Below are 16674 nucleotides of genomic sequence, written 5' to 3' on the forward strand. Positions count from 1 at the left end.
CATTATTTGTCTGAGTAGCAGGCGTGTCGTGCCGGCGAAAGAGGCAGAGGGTCAGGGTACCCGGTGCGCACACACATAGCTGGCGAACCGGGACACGAGCCGCGTGGTCTGCATCGCACCCATCGTCGCCGAGGTCTGGCACGCCAGCCCGTCGCGGTGGGCGCAACGCCGGTCCGCGGTATTGATGGCAGCCAACCGCGCGCGGTCCAGCCTCGACAGGTTCCGCTCGAACCCGTCCTGGAGATAATCTAGGTCGCCGGGGGTAATCGTCCGTACATGGCGTGCCGGGCACTGCCTATCGGTACGCCGCCCCAGCGCCTCGAACCCTGCACGGGTCGCGGGGGGCATACCGGAATACCCGGTTACGGTCAGGATCAACGCGAGCAGAACCATCGACGACTCCATCATGTTGTAATCGCTCGACACTATCATGTGCCTACAACGACGTCTCGCGGCCTCCTGATCGAGGCGATCCGATCGAGCCAATCACGGCGCTGTGGTAATTTCGCTACTGGTGCGGTTGATTCCGATCAACATCGGCGCGCCGGGTCTGGTACTGACGATCACGACGGCTATGGGGTAACGCATCGCATGACGTGGGGAGGTTTTCCCCCGGTTCATGTGGCGGGGCGCATGGGGCGGCTGGCTGATCACGGCGAGCCATCATCGGCGACATCACGAACGACACGGGTGCAACTATGGCCTCTATTTCCGCTTTTGGGATCGGCTCTGCGGCACCGACAAGCAACGCGGCGATCTTGCCGGCGCGCATGCGAAAGCGGCTGTTCGTAGTCGCGGCCGCAACGACGTGGGCGATGCTGTCGGCGGCGGCGCCCGTCACGCGGCTCGATGTCCAGGTCGACAATCTCCGCTCGTCAAAGGGGATGATCCGGATCTGCCTCACCGCGGACCCCGATAATTTTCCCGCCTGCGTCGACGATGCCAAGGCACTGACGCGGACGCTGCCCGCCAGTGTCCACGCCACCAGCTTTTCGGGCCTGCCACAGCGCGGCTACGCGCTCGCGATCATCCATGACGAGAACAGCAATGCGAAGCTCGATACGATCGCGGGCATCCCGCGCGAGGGCTATGGGTTCTCGCGCAATGCCGCCGTCCGCTTCGGTCCGCCGCGTTTCGATGCCGCCCGGTTCATGCTTGCCGGTGATGCCGAAATGCAACAGGTAAAAATGCGTTACATCTTCTGACCGATCGCAGCGGACCGAAAACGGTTTTACCGCGTTGCGACGTGGAACCTTTTTCTCCGGAGCATTTCCTTGCGCGCATTCACCCTTCTCATGTCTGCCGCAATCGCGGTGCTGGCAACCGCCACCCCGGCGCTCGCCCAGACCGATCCGAACCCGTCGCCAACGATCACCGACCCGCGCGACAACAACCGTATCACCATAGCGGTCGGTGCGGTGTCGATGCCCGATTACGAGGGTGCGGACAGCAATTCCTTCACCCCCGCCGGCGCCATCGTCGGCACGGTGCGCGGGCATGACTTCTTCCTCCGCGGCACACAGCTCTATTTCAACCTGATCCCGAACACGGGCGAGGTCGGTATTAACTACGAAGTCGGCGTCATCGGCGGTATCCGCCGCGATCGCACCGGCGACATCGACAACCGCCAGGTCCGCGCACTCGGCAAGATCGATACCGCGTACGAGCTCGGCGGCTATGTCGGCATCGGCAAGACCGGCGTCATCACCAGCGACTACGACACGATCACCGCGCGCGTCGCGTATGTCCACGACGTCTCGGGCACCTATGACAGCTACGTCATCACCCCGCAGGTGAACTACACCACGCCGCTGTCGGTCCGTACGCTCGTCTCGCTCGGCGTGTCGGCGGATTATGCCGGCAAGGGCTTCGGCCGCACCTATGCTGCCGTGACGCCGATCGGCTCGCTGAACAGCGGCCTGCGCACCTACGACATCAACGACAGCGGCTTCCGTCGCGCGAACGCCTCACTGTTCGTCGTGCAGAGCCTCTCGGGCGATCTGCGCCACGGCTTCGGCGTCGGCGCAGGCGTCCTCTACGGTCGCATGCTCGGCAAGTATAAGAACACCCCGATCGTCGCCGACGTCGGTGATGCGGACCAGTGGCTCTACGCCCTCGGCCTGACCTACACGTTCTAAGCTATCGATTTCGGCGGATCCGGCTCGGCCCGATCCGCCGAACGCGTTACCTTTTCTCTCTCTCTCCGGTAGGGAGAGAAAAGAGGGCCTGCCGGGCGTTTTCCGGGAGGACCAGGGAAAGGTGAAGCCGGCATCCAGCCGCCACCAAAACCCCAATCATCGCAAGCAGGTAAGCCTCTCTGCCGGGTCGTGAAATTTATTTCATCGCACCCCCTTGAACCGTGCATCCATTCTTCATGCGCGTACGTTCCTCCCCACGGACGGCCTTTTTTATGTCCGTAATTGAGCGCGTTACGAGCGGGATTCGAGCAATCGACCCGATCGGGGCATGCCCCGTTGCGCGACTGCCGCAGAGCATTTCGACGTCCGCAACAGCAAGGGGAGGACCCTGATATGACCGAGAGCGTGCACCTGATCGAAGCCCTCGATGCGCGAGTGGAACGCCGCAGCGAGCGACGTGAATTCTTCAAGACCGCGCTGGGCGCCGCTGCGATGACCGCAGCCGGTGCGACCGCGCTGTCCTTCTCCACGTCGGCGTCGGCACAGACGATCACCGATGCGGACGTCCTGAACTTCGCACTCAACCTCGAATATCTCGAGGCGCAGTTCTATTCCTACGCCGCCTACGGCACCGGCCTCGACAACAGCCTGCTCAGCGGTACCAGCACGCAGGGTGCGGTTCGCGGTGGCCGTCAGGTCAACTTCACCGATCCGATCGTCCGCCAGTACGCACGTGAGATCGCGCAGGACGAGATCGCGCACGTCAAGTTTCTCCGCACCGCACTCGGCACCGCCGCCGTCGCGCAGCCGGTGATCGACGTCAGCGTCTCGCCGACCAGCGCGTTCTCGCTCGCGGCCCAGGCTGCTGGCCTCGTCCCCGCCGGCACCGCGTTCGATCCCTATGCATCGGACGAAGCGTTCCTGCTCGGTGCGTTCATCTTCGAAGACGTCGGCGTGACCGCATACAAGGGCGCTGCCCCGCTGCTCACCAGCAAGGCCTATCTCGAAGCCGCTGCCGGCCTGCTCGCGGTCGAGGCGTATCACGCCGCGATCGTCCGCACGACGCTGTACGGCAAGGGCATCGCGACCCCGTCGCTGCGCCAGTCGGCCGACGCGATCTCGAACGCACGCGACAGCCTCGACGGTACGACCGATCTCGATCAGGGCATCTCGCCCATCTCGCAGACGCCGATCAACCTGAGCACGACGCAGGCCGCGGTCACCGCGTCGAACATCGTTCCGCTCGATGCGAACGGCGTCGCCTTCAGCCGCTCGGCCAGCCAGGTGCTCAACATCGTGTACCTCAACAAGGGTGCGGCGTCGGCAGGCGGGTTCTACCCGAACGGCATGAACGGCAACATCAAGACGAGCATCGCGGCAAGCTGATCGGTCGTCCGATCACCCGCTCTTCTTCGATATTCAGGGGATTAACCCAATGACCGATCTCAATACCAAGCTGGAAATATTCGACGCGATCGCCAGCCGTCGCAACGAACGTCGTAACTTCCTGCGCTTTGCCGGCGGTTCCGCGCTCGCCATCGGCGGCGCCACGCTGCTCTCGGCATGCGGCAGCGACGATTCCGATCTCGCACCGACCCCGACTCCGGGACCGGCTCCGGTTGCGGCACTGAACGACGCCGACGTGCTCAACGTCGCACTGAACCTCGAATATCTCGAAGCGCAGTTCTACGCCTTCGCGGCATTCGGTGTCGGCCTCAACGCCAACATGCTGACCGGCATCGGTACGCAGGGTGCCGTCACCGGCGGCGCACAGGTGCCGTTCCAGGATACCGTCGTCCGTGAATACGCGCGCGAAATCGCGATCGACGAAGTCGCACACGTCGCCTTCCTGCGCTCGGCGCTCGGCAGCGCCGCCGTCGCCCAGCCTGCGATCGACATCTCGGTCGGCACGGCTGCCGCTCCGGGTGCGTTCACCGCGGCCGCCCGCGCGGCTGGCGTCATCGGTGCAACGGGTGTGTTCAACCCCTATGCCGACGACAACAGCTTCCTGCTCGGCGCGTACATCTTCGAAGACGTCGGTGTGTCGGCCTATAAGGGCGCAGCACCGCTGATCGCCAACAAGACCTATCTCGAGGCCGCCGCCGGCATCCTCGCGGCAGAGGCGTATCACGCAGGCCTGATCCGCACGATCCTGTATCGCAAGGGTCTGCAGACTCCGAACCCGATCCCGTCGCTCATCACCGCCGCCAACCAGATCAGCGACGCGCGCGACAGCCTCGACGGCACCGTCACCAACGCGACGACCGGCGTGATCGGCGACGACGACCAGGGCATCACCGGGTCGGATCCGACGATCTCGAACATCGTGCCCACCGATGCGAACGGCCTGGCCTACAGCCGCTCGGTCGCTCAGGTGCACAACATCGTCTACCTGACGCCCACTGCAAAGATCGGCGGCGGCTTCTTCCCCAACGGGACCAACAACCGCCTCGACTCGCTGCGGACCAGCGGCGCCAACGCGTGATCGCGATCACTGCCTGAAACTGAAACCTTGGGCCGCGGCGAGCAATGGGAGCGCCGCGGCCCTCGTTTGGGGAACGACCATGACCAACTTCACGAAGCTCACCATGCTCGCCGGTCTCGCGACCGCGGGCATTTTCGCTGTCCCGGCCGCCGCGCAGGACATGACCACCGACACCAAGCCGTTCTCGGGCGTCTATATCGGCGCGGCCGGCGGCTATGACGTCCAGGGCAACGACGTCGGCTCGTCGATCCTGTTCGACCGCAACAACGACGGCAATTTTAGCGACAGCGTCAACACCATCACCGGCGCCAACGCCTTCTCGCCGGGCTTCTGCAACGGCTCCGCCCGCACCGCGGTGCCCGCTTATGGTTGCCGCAACGACGACGACGGCTGGTCGTATTACGGCCGCGCGGGCTTCGACGTGCAGCGCGGTCCGTTCGTGGTCGGCATCGTCGGCGAATTCGGCAAGTCCGAGATCACCGACAGCGTCGCCGCCTTCTCGACCACGCCCGCCAGCTACACGATGGCACGCAAGCTGAAGTGGGAAGGCTCGGCCCGCCTCCGCGCCGGTCTCGCCGCGCGCAACACGCTGTTCTACGCCACCGGCGGCGCCGGCTATGCCAAGATCGACAATCTGTTCTTCACCACCAACACCGCCAACGCGTTCGCAGCCACCGGTTCGGACAAGAAGTGGGGCTATGTCGGTGGCGGCGGCATCGAGCAGAAGCTGACCAAGAACATCTCGATCGGCATGGAATACACCTACCACCAGTACAAGGATGACGACGCACGCGTCCTCGTCACCGCTGGCAGCGCGATCACCGGCAGCCCGGTCTTGCTCGCGAACAACCCGTTCGTGCTCGCCCCCAACACCGCCGGCACGGCCTTCCGCCGCAGCGACGACCAGTTCCGCTGGCACTCGCTGCGCGGCACGGTGAGCTTCCGGTTCTGAGGCGAAGGGCGGCCTGCACCAAGCTGGTGCATGACTCGCCCAAGCCCGACAAGCGCAGCAAAGCACGCCACAAGGCGTAGCTCAGCTACGACTGACGGCGCGCGGAGTGACAGAAAAGGCCGTTGCCCCAACCCGGGCAGCGGCCTTTTCTTTATGTGCTCGATCCTCCCCCGCCAGGGGGAGGTGGCACCGAAGGTGACGGAGGGGGAGGGCCACGCAACAGCGGTGATCCCTTACCGCCCCTTCGTCTGGCAAGTGCCAGCCACCTCCCCCTGGCGGGGGAGGATCGCTAAAGCTTCCGATCGCCCTGAGCGAAGTCGAAGGTCAAGCCCCAAGCCCAAACGTCTCGCCCCCGCACCCCAAGCCCCCCCAAATTCCCCATTGCACCCCACCCCAACCCCCCTATGCTCACCCCACCCCGGGGGAGCGCTAATCCGCGCTTGAGAGGAAGGCAGGAGCCTTCGACCCGCTGAACCTGATCCGGTTGATACCGGCGGAGGGAGGGAGCGGTCGCCACAGAACCGTAAGCCTTGCTCCGAGACCCGTAGGAGCAAGCGCATGGCCGTCACGCAAAAGACCACCGACATCGGCGTAACCACCGGCCCGATCCGAGGCTCGCGCAAAATCCACGTCGCGGTCCCCTCCAGCCCGGAAGTCCGCGTCGCCATGCGCGAGATCATCCTCGACCCGAGCTGCTCCGAACCCCCGTTACGCGTCTACGACACCAGCGGCCCCTACACCGACCCCCGCGCGACGATCGACATCAACGCCGGCCTCCCCCAGCTCCGCCGCGCCTGGATCGAAGCCAGAGGCGACGTCGAATCCTACGAAGCCCGAGAACTCCGCCCCGAAGACAACGGCTATCTTGCCGCCAGCCGGCTCGGTTCAGACCGCACCGCCCAAGCGGCATCGCAGGGCGGCAACAAAGACTCCGGCGTCCCCCAATTCCCCGCCACCATCAAGCGCCCCCTCCGCGCGCGCGCCGGCCACAACGTCAGCCAGATGCACTACGCCCGCCGCGGCATCATCACCCCAGAAATGGAATACGTCGCCACCCGAGAAAACCTCGGCCGAGCCATGCTGAAAGACTACAAGCGAGACGGCGAAAGCTTCGGCGCGCAGATCCCCGACTTCGTAACCCCCGAATTCGTCCGCGACGAGATCGCCCGCGGTCGCGCGATCATCCCCAACAACATCAACCACCCCGAATCCGAACCGATGGCGATCGGCCGCAACTTCCTCGTCAAGATCAACGCCAACATCGGCAACTCCGCGGTTGCCAGCAACGTCGCCGCCGAAGTCGACAAGCTCGTCTGGTCGATCCGCTGGGGCGCGGACACGGTGATGGACCTCAGCACCGGCCGCAACATCCACGACACCCGCGAATGGATCCTGCGCAACTCGCCAGTCCCGATCGGCACCGTGCCCATCTACCAGGCGCTCGAAAAGGTCGGCGGCGTCGCCGAGGACCTCACCTGGGAGATCTTCCGCGACACGCTCATCGAGCAGGCCGAACAGGGCGTCGATTACTTCACGATCCACGCCGGCGTGCGCCTCGCCTACATCCCGATGACCGCGAAACGCGTCACCGGCATCGTCTCGCGCGGCGGCTCGATCATGGCGAAATGGTGCCTCAGCCACCACAAGGAGAGCTTCCTCTACGAGCGCTTCGACGAGATCACCGAGATCATGAAGGCGTACGACATCGCCTACAGCCTCGGCGACGGCCTGCGCCCCGGCAGCATCGCCGACGCCAACGACGAAGCGCAGTTCAGCGAACTCTACACGCTCGGCGAACTCACCCACCGCGCGTGGAAGAGCGACGTCCAGGTCATGATCGAAGGCCCCGGCCACGTGCCGATGCACAAGATCAAGGAGAACATGGACAAGCAACTCGAGGTCTGCGGCGAAGCACCCTTCTACACGCTAGGACCACTCACCACGGACATAGCCCCCGGCTACGACCACATCACCAGCGGCATCGGCGCCGCGATGATCGGCTGGTACGGCACCGCGATGCTCTGCTACGTCACGCCCAAGGAGCACCTGGGCCTCCCCGACCGCGACGACGTCAAGGTTGGCGTAGTCACCTACAAACTAGCCGCCCACGCTGCCGACCTCGCCAAAGGCCACCCCGCCGCCCAGATGCGCGACGACGCGCTAAGCCGCGCAAGGTTCGAGTTCCGCTGGAGAGACCAGTTCAACCTCTCCCTCGACCCCGACACCGCCGAACACTACCACGACCAGACGCTGCCAGCCGAAGGCGCCAAGACCGCCCACTTCTGCTCGATGTGCGGCCCGAAATTCTGCTCGATGAAGATCACGCAGGAGGTGCGCGACTTCGCGGCGAAACAGAACGCACCGGCTGACACGTTCCTGTCCGCGGGGGTTACCGTGAAGGCCGATGATTCCCGCGCACTCTTTGCCAAGGGCGCGACGCATGCCGATGCGGAGAAGGGCATGGCCGCGATGAGTGAGGTGTTTAAGGAGCGCGGTGGCGAGATTTATCTTCCAGCGTCGGAGTAGCGATCATTCTCTTGATTAAAAAGTTTGTTATCATAAGCTGCCCGAAAAAGGGGCATTTTGATGGCATTGTCGAGTTCCTGGGTCCAGGCGGCGAACAGAATTCCGGACCTGTTTAGTAAAACTCGTGACGGCCAAGCACCATCGCAAGTTACGACACAACTGCTTAAGGATTGGGGATTTGCATCATCGAATGATCGGGCATTTATTCCGTTACTGAAATCACTTGGTTTTTTAACCGCTACTGGTCAGCCGACACAACGTTATCATGAATATCGTGATCACTCTCGTTCTCAGGCTGTAATGAACGATGCGCTCAAGGAGGCGTATGGAGACATATTTCTAATAAAGTCGCATCCAACAAAGTCGGATCAAGTCGCTATAACTGGAAAATTTGAGAGCTATCACAATGTCAGTGATGACGTATCGCAGCGAATGTCGAAAACTTTCTTTGCTTTGCTGAGCCTTGCCGATTTGTCTGCGGAAGCGCCTAGAAAGGATGTTGCTGCGGAAGCTGAACCTTTAAAGAAGCGGGATGCTGCTGCACCGGCGAAGGTCAGTCCTAGCTCAGTTCTGCTATCTGGATTGCATTATAACGTACAAATCCATCTGCCCGCGACCAAAGACGTAGAAGTGTATAATGCGATATTTAAATCGCTGAAGGAGCACTTCGTTGAATAAGGACCAGCTCAGGGCGTTTTTGTTCCGAGGTCTTCTGTTCGAATCCGAAGCTAGCGTTTTCCAGAAGGCCGGAATTCAGATCGGCGCGAGCACGACAGCTATAGAGGAATCGCTGCTGGCTGAATCGCTGGCGCCATTCGGTGTCCAAAGGAGGAACGAAGCTCTTGAAATGTCAAGGCTCTATGCGCTCCTCTTTTGCTTCGAAAATGAAATACGTGATTTTATTAGAGAGCGATTGGAAGAGAACGAAGGAGCCGACTGGGCATCATTGCTGCCTCTAAAAATCTTGCAGCATGCGCAGGGGCGACGCAACGCCGCCTTAAAGGATTCTTGGCTCGAAGGCCAAAAGACAGATATTCTTGGGTTCGCTGATTTCGGTCAGTTAGGCCAAATTATTGTATCGAAATGGGATTGCTTCAAAGATGTAATCCCCTCGCAGCATTGGCTTTCGCAGAGAATGGATGAAATAGAAAAGTCGAGAAACTTCATAGCTCACAATAGAATGCTACTTCCAAGTGAGTTTAACCGGCTTTACATGTATATCGCTGATTGGAACAGAGTAATCGGATTGTAATAATTCGTTTATATAATTTTGTCAAATTTCGGCGGTAATTCAGTCGTCCAGACCAAGCTCGGCCTTCAGCGTGCTGAGCGGGATAGCGTCACTCTCGCGGAAATCGCGCAGTCGGTCTTCGGCAAGATAGAAGTCTTCGAGATCGTCTAGATGCGCCTCGATTGCCGCCCGTGCATAGAAGGTCTTGCTCCTACCGGTGCGTGCGGCAAGCGCTTCCAGTCGTCCCTCGGTCTGCTCACTCAATCGAACTGCCAACATCATCGCTGCCTTTTCTAAAGAACAGTAGACTGACCGATATGCCTCAATAATGATACCGGCACGACAACACCTCGAGTGCCTGCGCGTCACCCGCACCACGAACCCGGTACACCAGTCGGTGCTCGCCCGTGATCCGTCGCGACCACCAACCCGTGAGGTTCTGCCGCAACGGCTCAGGCCTACCGATGCCGGTGAACGGGTGTCGCCTACATTCCTCGATCAGGACATTGATCCGTTGCAGGACCTTGGCGTCCGCCTGTTGCCAGCCGAGATACTCGGACCAGCCTTCCGGATCGAAAGTGACCTTCAAGGTTGCATGAGCGCGTGCTCTTCGCCCTCGCCGGCATCAAGCCGTGCGATCCCGTCCAGCAGCCTCTTCGCGTTCGCCGGCGACGCCATCAAATGCAGCGTCTCTTCCATCCCGGCCCATTCGCTCGCCGAGATCAACACGACATTCTCGCCGCGCTGGCGCGTGATCATCACGGGCGCGCGGTCCGCCACAGCCTTGTCGAGCACCGACTTAAGGTTCTCGCGCGCTTCGGAATAGGTCACGGTCTGCATGGATGGAAGATGGACAGTATTCTGTCCAATGTCAATCACGCGCGGCTGTCGTGAAGGATGCCGTCGAGCCACACCTCCGGCGTAAAAAGTCCAACAGCCCACGCAAACGCTGTCCTACACGCCGCCCGCCTGATCCGCTCCGGCCATGACCAAACCTACGCGCACGCGCTCTCGCCGCGATGTCATCCCCGACATCGCCCCCACTCTCGAACCGGCCGCTCCCGAGCCAACCGCACGGACCACCGCGATGACCATCGTCGAGGCGGAGCATCTCCCGACGGTCGAGGACTTCGATCTCGCCGAATACGACTGGGTGCCGGTCCGGCGGAAGGTGCGGCACGATGGCTGGACGGTCGCGACGCAGCAGGCGTTCATCGGCGTGCTGGCGGATACCGGCTCGGTCACGCAGGCCGCGCGCGAGGTGAACATGTCGGCGACCTCGTGTTACCGCCTGCGCCGCGCGGCCGATGGCGCGGCGTTCGCGGCGGCATGGGATGCGGCGGTGCAGACCGCGTCGCTGCGGCTGGTCGATCTCGCCTTCGATCGCGCGATCAATGGATCGCCCGAGCCGGTGTTCGACCGCGACGGCAACCGCGTCGGCCAGCGCGTCCGCTTCAACGATCGGCTGCTGATGTTCCTCCTGCGGGCGCACCAACCGGATCGCTATCGCACCCCCGGCCAGTCGCCTGCGCCGGCGCCCATCCCGGTGTCGCCGGTCGAGGCCACGCTCGCCGCGCTCGCGCCGCCGATGCCCGCCGAACCGCACCGCCTGATGGCCCCCGAGGCGCTGGTGATGGCGCTCGAAGTCGCCGATATCCGCGCCGAACCCGTCGCCCAGCGCCGTCCCGCGTCAACCGGTTCCGCACCGTCCGTCCAGACGTTCGAGGCGCAACTCGCCGCCGCGAAGGCGACGATCCCGCCCAAATATCCCGAGAGGGTTCGCGTCCAGGAGGGGGAGGATGACCATGAAGGTCCTGGCCGGCGCCGTTTCCGAGCGTAACTTTATCGTGACCTTTGGCGTCGCCCATCTCCCAACCTACCGCTTCCGAACGAACTCCGCGCGCAGCACCAGTCCCTTGATCCCCTCGTACCGACAGTCGATCTCCTGCGCGTCGCCGGTCAGCCGTATCGACTTGATCACCGTCCCGCGCTTGAGAGTCTGCCCCGCACCCTTCACGGTAAGGTCCTTGATCAGCGTCACCTGGTCGCCATCCGCCAGCACGTTGCCGACCGAATCGCGCACCACCACCGCGCCATCATCCGCCGCCACCGCGGTCGCCGTACCACCCGCAACCCACTCGCCGGTCGCTTCGTCATAGACATATTCGTCGCTCATTAGTCGGTCTCCGGCAGCGCCCAGTCGATCGGCGCGCGCCCATGGGTTTCGAGAAAGTCGTTGGCCCGGCTGAACGGCCGCGATCCGAAGAAACCGGTCCGTGCCGCCAGCGGCGACGGGTGCGCGGACTGGATCACCAGATGCCGCCCGCCCTTCGCAACGTCGTCGACGAACGCCGCCTTCTTCTGCGCATACGCCCCCCACAGCAGGAACACGACCGGTTTGTCCTGCGCGTTCACCGCCGCGATGACCGCATCGGTAAACCGCTCCCACCCCCGCTTCTGATGCGACGCAGCCTCCCCCAACCGCACGCTCAGCACGGCATTGAGCAGCAACACGCCCTGCGCCGCCCAATGATCGAGCATGCCATGGCGTGCCCGCGGGATCCCCAGATCCGCCTCCAGCTCCTTGTAGATATTCACCAGACTAGGCGGCGTCCGAACGCCCTCCCGCACCGAGAAGCTCAGCCCATGCGCCTGCCCCTCGCCATGATACGGATCCTGCCCCAGGATGACGCACCTGACCTGATCGAGCGGCGTCAGCTCCAAAGCCCGAAACCGGTCCGCATCCTCCGGAAACACCCGAGCCCCCGCCGCCCGCTCGGCTTCCAGAAACGCATCGAGCGCGCGCATGTACGGCGCCTCGAACTCGGTTTCCAGCGACTGCCAGCTTGGCGGGAGCGTGTGATCGATCATCCCCGCCGCATGTCGGACAGGGCAGGGGAGTGTCAATCGCCCCTCCTGATGTTCCCCCTCGAAGGCGGGGGCCCAGGATCACAAACGATGCCCCTCGTTACCCTGGACCCCCGCCTCCGCGGGGGAACAGCAAGAAGGCTCGCACTCCATGGCGCGTCACCTTATATGCGCCGCCATGACCGAGATCACCGTCGCCGCGCTGCAGCTGGGTTTCACGCCCAACATCGACCGCAACATCGCCAACGTGTCGCGCCTAGTCCACGAGGCTGCGGCGAAAGGCGCGCAGGTCATCCTGCCGCCAGAACTGTTCGAAGGCGAGTATTTCTGCCGCGTCGAGGACGAGGGCCTGTTCGCCAACGCCGCCCCGGTCGGCGAGCACAAGGCGGTGCTCGCGATGCAGGCGCTCGCCGAGGCGCTCAAGGTCACCATCCCGACCAGCTTCTTCGAGGCGGACGGCCCGCATCACTATAACAGCCTCGCGATGATCGGCCCCGACGGCAACATCCAGGGCGTCTACCGCAAGAGCCACATCCCCGACGGCCCCGGCTACGAGGAGAAGTTCTACTTCCGCCCCGGCAACACCGGCTTCAAGGTCTGGCCGCATGCGTCGGACGCCGGACGGACGACGCTAGGCGTCGGCGTCTGCTGGGACCAATGGTACCCGGAGACGGCGCGCGCGATGATGCTGATGGGCGCCGAAGTGCTGTTCTACCCCACCGCGATCGGCAGCGAACCGCACGACACCTCGCTCGACACCGCCCGGCTCTGGCGCCGCGCCATGGTCGGCCACGCGGTCAGCAACGTCGTGCCGATCGTCGCCGCCAACCGCGTCGGCGTCGAGCACGGCCAGACCTTCTACGGCACCAGCTTCATCGCCGACGAGCGCGGCGACATCCTGGCAGAGCTAGGCCGCGACGACGAAGGCGTGATCACCGCGACGATCGACCTCGACATCGTCAAGCGCCACCGCGCCGCCTTCGGCTTCTTCCGCGACCGCCGCCCAGATCTATACGGCCGTCTGGTCCAGGACATCTGACCTCTCGATCCTCCCCCGCCAGGGGGAGGTGGCTGGCGCGTGCCAGACGGAGGGGAGGAAAGGGGGACCGAGGTTCCGTGTCCTCCCCCTCCGTCACCTTCGGCGACACCTCCCCCTGGCGGGGGAGGATCGAGGGATCAGAACCAAGCCAACCCAGCCAGCAACGCCCCCACTAGCGCAGCAGCCCCCGCAACCCACAGCAACCACCGCCGCCCGGTCAGCGCCGTAATCGACGCCAGCGCGATCGCCACCTGGATCGCGGTCACCGCCAGCGCCAGCTTCGTATGCGGCCGCAGCGCCTCGTCCGACTCCCCATCCGCCGCCGCCGAGCGCCGATCGAGCGTCTCCGCCTCCCGCTTCAACGCCGTCCCCCGCGCCTTGTACCGCGCGATATCCGCCCGGTGCGTCGCCATCTGAGTCGCACCGAACCCAGGCGGCGCGAGGTCGACCTCCATCTGCGCGATATGCCGCTTCAAGTCCTCCGCCTGGTAATAGCCCCACGCATCCGACGCCTGCGCCTTGATCAGCACCGCCTCGTTCTTGTGGAGCAACGCCTCGTTCTGCGTATGCCCGCCGAGGAAACTGGTCACCGCCGCCAGCGTTGCCAGGATCGCGGTGAACAATGCGATCCGCTGGTCGAACGCCTCACCCTTGACCGCGCGTTCCTCCGACAGTTGCTCATGCAACCCGCGTACTTCGAAATCATCATCCATGTTGGTCGTCATGGCCCTCCGCGCGTGACTGGACGCTGATGATCGCGTGACATAGTCGTCAGCGCGCCATGATCCGCACTCGCTCGATACTGCCCGCGCTCACGCTTCTCGCCGGTTGCACAACGCCGTCGACAAAGACCTTTCCGCTGAGCGATCACTTCAACGGCGAACGCTTCTTCAACCCCGACGGAGTGCAGGGCAGTACCGGCGAGCAGAAACAGGGCCCGGTCGCGCTGCTCCGCAATCTGGTGAAGCCGCCCTACCGAAGCTGGCCCAAGGTGCCCGTCACCCCGACGCGGCCCCCGGCCCGTGTCGAAGGCCAGACGATGCGCGTGACCTGGATCGGCCATTCGACCGTGCTGGTTCAGACGCAAGGGCTTAACATCCTGACCGATCCGATGTGGCTCGAGCGCTCGTCCCCGGTCCAGTTCGTTGGTGTGAAGCGAGTCCGCGAACCCGGCGTGCGCCTCGCGGACCTGCCGAAGATCGATCTCATCCTGCTCAGCCACAACCACCGCGACCATCTCGACATGACCGCGATGAAGCGGCTCTGGCACCGCGACAAACCATTGATCGTGACCGGCCTCGGCAACGACCAGATCCTCGCGCGCAGTGGCGTTCGTGCAGTCGCGCGCGACTGGGGCGGCCGCGTGACGCTGCGCCCCGGCATCGACGTGGTCGTCGAGCGCGCGCATCACTGGAGCGAGTACGACCCCGGCGACCGCGACAAGACGTTATGGGCGGGCTTCACCGTGACGCTGCCCGGCGGCAACCTGTATTTCGCGGGCGACACCGGGCCGGGCGACATGCGCTGGGCAGCTGAAGCGCGCGCAGCCGGCCCTGTCCGCCTCGCGATCCTGCCGATCGGCGCGTATCATTTCGCAGGGCACGAAACCGACAACCACATCGGCCCGGACCAGGCGGTGACCGCGTTCGAACAGCTCGGCGCGGCCTATGCGATCGGCGTCCACTGGGGCACGTTCGAACTGACGTCCGAGGGGATCAACGAACCCCCCGAGCATCTCCGCGCGGCGCTGATCCGCGAACACATTCTCGCGAACCGCTTCCGCACACCAGAGGCCGGCGAGCCCTGGGTGATCGAGTAGTCGTCCAACTCCCCTCCCTGAAAGGGAGGGGTAGGGGGTGGGTAGGCCTGCTCGAGCCGCAACCGATCCGCGATCCGGACACCGACCCACCCCAACCCCTCCCTTCCAGGGAGGGGAGCAGCGCCACGGCGGCTCAAACCGCCCCGCGTAACTCCAGCGCCCGCGCGAACACCGCGTCGAACATATCCGCGGTCAGCACACCCGTATTCACATTGTACCGCGAGCAATGAAAGCTATCGATCAGCATGCGGCCGTCGGGCATCACATGCTCCGCGCCATGTGCGAAGCGCGCCTTGGGCAACCGCCCGCCAAGCATCTTCACCGCCGACTGATGCGCGATATGCCCCAGTGCCACGAACACCCGAGCGGTCGGCACCGCATCCGCCTGCGTCTCGAGGAACGGCCGGCAGGTGCGGATTTCCTCCGGCGTCGGCTTGTTCTCGGGCGGCAGGCACTTCACTGCGTTGAGGATGATCGCGCCGTCGAGTGCCAGCCCGTCCTCGGCTTTCGCACCATAAGTCCCGGTCGCAAGCCCGAACCGCCCGAGCGTCTCGTACAGGAACTGCCCTGCATAATCGCCGGTGAACGCGCGGCCCGTGCGGTTCGCGCCATGCTTCCCCGGGGCGAGGCCGATGATGCCGAGCCACGCAGCCGGATCGCCGAACGCAGGGACCGGCGCGTTCCACCAGGTCGGGAACTCGGTCCGAAGCTGCTCACGCACGGCGACGAGGCGAGGGCAGAGCGGGCAGTCATGCGGCGGCTCGGTCTCGGGCAGCGCGGAGACGGGCGCGAAGACGGTCGTGACGTCGATCTCGCCGGTCTCGTCGACGGTTTCGGGAAGCTCGGTGGTGTAAGGTGTGGAATCCATCGGAGTGCGCTAGGCGGACCAAATGTCGCCTGCAACCCCGCACCCGATGATCGCGCGCGCTAGCACCACCTACGCGATCGCGCTCGGCTCGAACCGACGCGGGCGCCACGGTGCCCCCGAGCGCGAGATCGCCGCCGCGCTGGAGACCCTCGGCGGTGTCGTGACCCGATCGACGACCGTGGCGAGCGCACCGCTCGGCCCCTCGAACCGCCGCTATGCCAACGCCGTCGCGCTGATCGAGACTCCCGAGGACCCCGCAGCGCTATTGGTCCGCCTCAAACGGATCGAGCGCACATTCGGTCGCCGCCCCGGCCGCCGCTGGGGCAGCCGCGTGCTCGACCTCGACATCGTCCTATGGTCGGGCGGCGCCTGGTCGTCGCCGGGCCTCACCGTGCCGCACGCCGCGTTCCGCACCCGCAGCTTCGTGCTCGGTCCCCTCGCCGTTCTGGTCCCGAAATGGCGCGATCCGCTGACCCATCGGACGATCCGCCAATTGGCACAGATGGTTGACCGGCGGCACCCGCGAGACTAGGTGCGCGGTCCACGATGGCGGGGGTCCGTAGCTCAGTTGGTAGAGCAAGCGACTTTTAATCGAGAGGTCCCGGGTTCGAGCCCCGGCGGACCCACCATCGGGCCTTTTCAGCGACTATCAGCCACCCCCAGCGGGTTGCAGGACCCCAGCTCCTAAGCCACATTGGGCTTCTCACGAGCCATCAGCCATCGACGCCCAAGCGCGACCCAAGTGGGG

Annotated in this window: 20 protein-coding genes, 1 tRNA gene, 1 pseudogene and 1 riboswitch; of the genes and pseudogenes, 14 read left to right on the forward strand and 8 right to left on the reverse strand. The window is 64.2% G+C overall.

What is annotated here, in order from left to right; translation table 11 throughout:
• Window positions 1-51: 51 nt before the first annotated feature.
• Window positions 52-432: a hypothetical protein gene (locus J4O76_RS17295; RefSeq protein WP_426283089.1), complete on the reverse strand. Its 381-nt coding sequence runs from the start codon at window positions 430-432 to the stop codon at window positions 52-54.
• A 58-nt stretch (window positions 433-490) separates the two neighbouring features.
• Here J4O76_RS17295 and J4O76_RS17300 point away from each other — a divergent pair.
• The 9 genes and pseudogenes from J4O76_RS17300 to J4O76_RS17340 all read left to right on the forward strand — a co-directional run.
• Window positions 491-919: pseudogene (locus J4O76_RS17300) on the forward strand (sterol desaturase family protein); the annotation flags it as partial.
• Window positions 816-1205, forward strand: a complete 390-nt coding sequence (locus tag J4O76_RS17305; RefSeq protein ID WP_133020451.1) for a DUF2141 domain-containing protein — start codon at window positions 816-818, stop codon at window positions 1203-1205. The pseudogene J4O76_RS17300 and the gene J4O76_RS17305, both read left to right, overlap by 104 nt.
• A 90-nt stretch (window positions 1206-1295) precedes the next feature.
• Window positions 1296-2138, forward strand: coding sequence for a MipA/OmpV family protein (locus J4O76_RS17310; protein ID WP_107954165.1), 843 nt, complete (start codon window positions 1296-1298; stop codon window positions 2136-2138).
• 393 nt (window positions 2139-2531) lie between these two features.
• Window positions 2532-3524 (forward strand): ferritin-like domain-containing protein, encoded by a 993-nt coding sequence (locus J4O76_RS17315; RefSeq protein WP_056064415.1) that lies wholly within the window; start codon window positions 2532-2534, stop codon window positions 3522-3524.
• 49 nt (window positions 3525-3573) lie between these two features.
• Window positions 3574-4623, forward strand: a complete 1050-nt coding sequence (locus J4O76_RS17320; protein WP_333961058.1) for a ferritin-like domain-containing protein — start codon at window positions 3574-3576, stop codon at window positions 4621-4623.
• A 79-nt stretch (window positions 4624-4702) separates the two neighbouring features.
• The gene (locus J4O76_RS17325; protein WP_056487675.1) at window positions 4703-5575 is read left to right on the forward strand and encodes an outer membrane protein; all 873 of its coding nucleotides are present in this window, start codon (window positions 4703-4705) and stop codon (window positions 5573-5575) included.
• 409 nt (window positions 5576-5984) lie between these two features.
• Window positions 5985-6094, forward strand: a riboswitch (TPP riboswitch).
• A gap of 39 nt (window positions 6095-6133) precedes the next feature.
• Window positions 6134-8101, forward strand: coding sequence for a phosphomethylpyrimidine synthase ThiC (gene thiC / locus J4O76_RS17330; protein ID WP_426283090.1), 1968 nt, complete (start codon window positions 6134-6136; stop codon window positions 8099-8101).
• A 60-nt stretch (window positions 8102-8161) separates the two neighbouring features.
• The gene (locus tag J4O76_RS17335; RefSeq protein WP_426283091.1) at window positions 8162-8779 is read left to right on the forward strand and encodes a DUF5343 domain-containing protein; all 618 of its coding nucleotides are present in this window, start codon (window positions 8162-8164) and stop codon (window positions 8777-8779) included.
• The gene (locus J4O76_RS17340; protein ID WP_426283092.1) at window positions 8772-9353 is read left to right on the forward strand and encodes a Swt1 family HEPN domain-containing protein; all 582 of its coding nucleotides are present in this window, start codon (window positions 8772-8774) and stop codon (window positions 9351-9353) included. The genes J4O76_RS17335 and J4O76_RS17340 overlap by 8 nt, the downstream gene beginning before the upstream one ends.
• A 39-nt stretch (window positions 9354-9392) precedes the next feature.
• Here J4O76_RS17340 and relB read toward each other — a convergent pair whose 3' ends face one another.
• From relB to J4O76_RS17355, 3 genes are read right to left on the reverse strand one after another with little or no spacing between them, the layout of a single operon-like run.
• Entirely contained in the window at window positions 9393-9614 is a 222-nt protein-coding gene (gene relB / locus J4O76_RS17345; protein ID WP_426283093.1) for a type II toxin-antitoxin system RelB family antitoxin, read from the reverse strand.
• Window positions 9615-9654: 40 nt separating this feature from the next.
• Complete coding sequence (locus J4O76_RS17350) at window positions 9655-9921, reverse strand: Txe/YoeB family addiction module toxin (RefSeq protein WP_426283094.1); 267 nt, start codon at window positions 9919-9921, stop codon at window positions 9655-9657.
• Window positions 9918-10172 carry a type II toxin-antitoxin system Phd/YefM family antitoxin gene (locus J4O76_RS17355; RefSeq protein WP_426283095.1) on the reverse strand — a complete coding sequence of 85 codons (255 nt, stop codon included), beginning with the start codon at window positions 10170-10172 and terminating at the stop codon, window positions 9918-9920. The genes J4O76_RS17350 and J4O76_RS17355 overlap by 4 nt, the downstream gene beginning before the upstream one ends.
• Before the next feature lie 145 nt (window positions 10173-10317).
• Here J4O76_RS17355 and J4O76_RS17360 point away from each other — a divergent pair, with 145 nt between their 5' ends.
• A complete protein-coding gene (locus tag J4O76_RS17360; RefSeq protein WP_426283096.1) occupies window positions 10318-11172 on the forward strand; it encodes a hypothetical protein in 855 nt (284 codons plus the stop codon).
• A gap of 36 nt (window positions 11173-11208) precedes the next feature.
• Here the strand turns inward: J4O76_RS17360 and J4O76_RS17365 are convergent, their stop codons facing one another.
• Both J4O76_RS17365 and ung read right to left on the reverse strand, forming a co-directional pair.
• Window positions 11209-11508 (reverse strand): alkylphosphonate utilization protein, encoded by a 300-nt coding sequence (locus J4O76_RS17365; RefSeq protein WP_426283097.1) that lies wholly within the window; start codon window positions 11506-11508, stop codon window positions 11209-11211.
• Complete coding sequence (gene ung, locus J4O76_RS17370) at window positions 11508-12203, reverse strand: uracil-DNA glycosylase (protein WP_426283098.1); 696 nt, start codon at window positions 12201-12203, stop codon at window positions 11508-11510. The genes J4O76_RS17365 and ung overlap by 1 nt, the downstream gene beginning before the upstream one ends.
• A 175-nt stretch (window positions 12204-12378) precedes the next feature.
• Between ung and aguB the strand changes: the two genes are divergently transcribed.
• Window positions 12379-13239 (forward strand): N-carbamoylputrescine amidase, encoded by an 861-nt coding sequence (aguB, locus tag J4O76_RS17375; protein WP_426283099.1) that lies wholly within the window; start codon window positions 12379-12381, stop codon window positions 13237-13239.
• Between the two features lie 137 nt (window positions 13240-13376).
• Here the strand turns inward: aguB and J4O76_RS17380 are convergent, their stop codons facing one another.
• The gene (locus J4O76_RS17380) at window positions 13377-13964 is read right to left on the reverse strand and encodes a DUF4337 domain-containing protein (RefSeq protein WP_426283100.1); all 588 of its coding nucleotides are present in this window, start codon (window positions 13962-13964) and stop codon (window positions 13377-13379) included.
• Between the two features lie 56 nt (window positions 13965-14020).
• On the opposite strand from J4O76_RS17380, the gene J4O76_RS17385 reads away from it, so the two are divergent.
• On the forward strand, window positions 14021-15058 hold the full coding sequence (locus J4O76_RS17385; RefSeq protein ID WP_426283102.1) for an MBL fold metallo-hydrolase: 1038 nt from the start codon (window positions 14021-14023) through the stop codon (window positions 15056-15058).
• A 133-nt stretch (window positions 15059-15191) separates the two neighbouring features.
• Here the strand turns inward: J4O76_RS17385 and J4O76_RS17390 are convergent, their stop codons facing one another.
• Window positions 15192-15926, reverse strand: a complete 735-nt coding sequence (locus tag J4O76_RS17390) for a uracil-DNA glycosylase (RefSeq protein ID WP_426283103.1) — start codon at window positions 15924-15926, stop codon at window positions 15192-15194.
• Window positions 15927-15948: 22 nt separating this feature from the next.
• Between J4O76_RS17390 and folK the strand changes: the two genes are divergently transcribed.
• Window positions 15949-16458, forward strand: a complete 510-nt coding sequence (folK, locus tag J4O76_RS17395) for a 2-amino-4-hydroxy-6-hydroxymethyldihydropteridine diphosphokinase (protein ID WP_426283105.1) — start codon at window positions 15949-15951, stop codon at window positions 16456-16458.
• A gap of 21 nt (window positions 16459-16479) precedes the next feature.
• A tRNA-Lys gene (locus J4O76_RS17400) sits at window positions 16480-16555 on the forward strand.
• Window positions 16556-16674 lie beyond the last annotated feature (119 nt).

It is taken from the genome of Sphingomonas sp. NFX23, assembly GCF_049887795.1.
Taxonomy (GTDB): Bacteria; Pseudomonadota; Alphaproteobacteria; order Sphingomonadales; family Sphingomonadaceae; genus Sphingomonas.

Coding starts and splice junctions, on each gene's coding strand:
- J4O76_RS17320 (WP_333961058.1), top strand. CDS start 3,574: ATGACCGATCTCAATACCAAGCTGGAAATATTCGACGCGATCGCCAGC.
- J4O76_RS17295 (WP_426283089.1), bottom strand. CDS start 432: ATGATAGTGTCGAGCGATTACAACATGATGGAGTCGTCGATGGTTCTG.
- J4O76_RS17385 (WP_426283102.1), top strand. CDS start 14,021: ATGATCCGCACTCGCTCGATACTGCCCGCGCTCACGCTTCTCGCCGGT.
- J4O76_RS17335 (WP_426283091.1), top strand. CDS start 8,162: ATGGCATTGTCGAGTTCCTGGGTCCAGGCGGCGAACAGAATTCCGGAC.
- J4O76_RS17305 (WP_133020451.1), top strand. CDS start 816: ATGCTGTCGGCGGCGGCGCCCGTCACGCGGCTCGATGTCCAGGTCGAC.
- ung (WP_426283098.1), bottom strand. CDS start 12,203: ATGATCGATCACACGCTCCCGCCAAGCTGGCAGTCGCTGGAAACCGAG.
- J4O76_RS17325 (WP_056487675.1), top strand. CDS start 4,703: ATGACCAACTTCACGAAGCTCACCATGCTCGCCGGTCTCGCGACCGCG.
- J4O76_RS17390 (WP_426283103.1), bottom strand. CDS start 15,926: ATGGATTCCACACCTTACACCACCGAGCTTCCCGAAACCGTCGACGAG.
- J4O76_RS17360 (WP_426283096.1), top strand. CDS start 10,318: ATGACCAAACCTACGCGCACGCGCTCTCGCCGCGATGTCATCCCCGAC.
- aguB (WP_426283099.1), top strand. CDS start 12,379: ATGACCGAGATCACCGTCGCCGCGCTGCAGCTGGGTTTCACGCCCAAC.
- J4O76_RS17355 (WP_426283095.1), bottom strand. CDS start 10,172: ATGCAGACCGTGACCTATTCCGAAGCGCGCGAGAACCTTAAGTCGGTG.
- thiC (WP_426283090.1), top strand. CDS start 6,134: ATGGCCGTCACGCAAAAGACCACCGACATCGGCGTAACCACCGGCCCG.
- relB (WP_426283093.1), bottom strand. CDS start 9,614: ATGATGTTGGCAGTTCGATTGAGTGAGCAGACCGAGGGACGACTGGAA.
- J4O76_RS17310 (WP_107954165.1), top strand. CDS start 1,296: ATGTCTGCCGCAATCGCGGTGCTGGCAACCGCCACCCCGGCGCTCGCC.
- J4O76_RS17380 (WP_426283100.1), bottom strand. CDS start 13,964: ATGACGACCAACATGGATGATGATTTCGAAGTACGCGGGTTGCATGAG.
- J4O76_RS17365 (WP_426283097.1), bottom strand. CDS start 11,508: ATGAGCGACGAATATGTCTATGACGAAGCGACCGGCGAGTGGGTTGCG.
- folK (WP_426283105.1), top strand. CDS start 15,949: ATGTCGCCTGCAACCCCGCACCCGATGATCGCGCGCGCTAGCACCACC.
- J4O76_RS17315 (WP_056064415.1), top strand. CDS start 2,532: ATGACCGAGAGCGTGCACCTGATCGAAGCCCTCGATGCGCGAGTGGAA.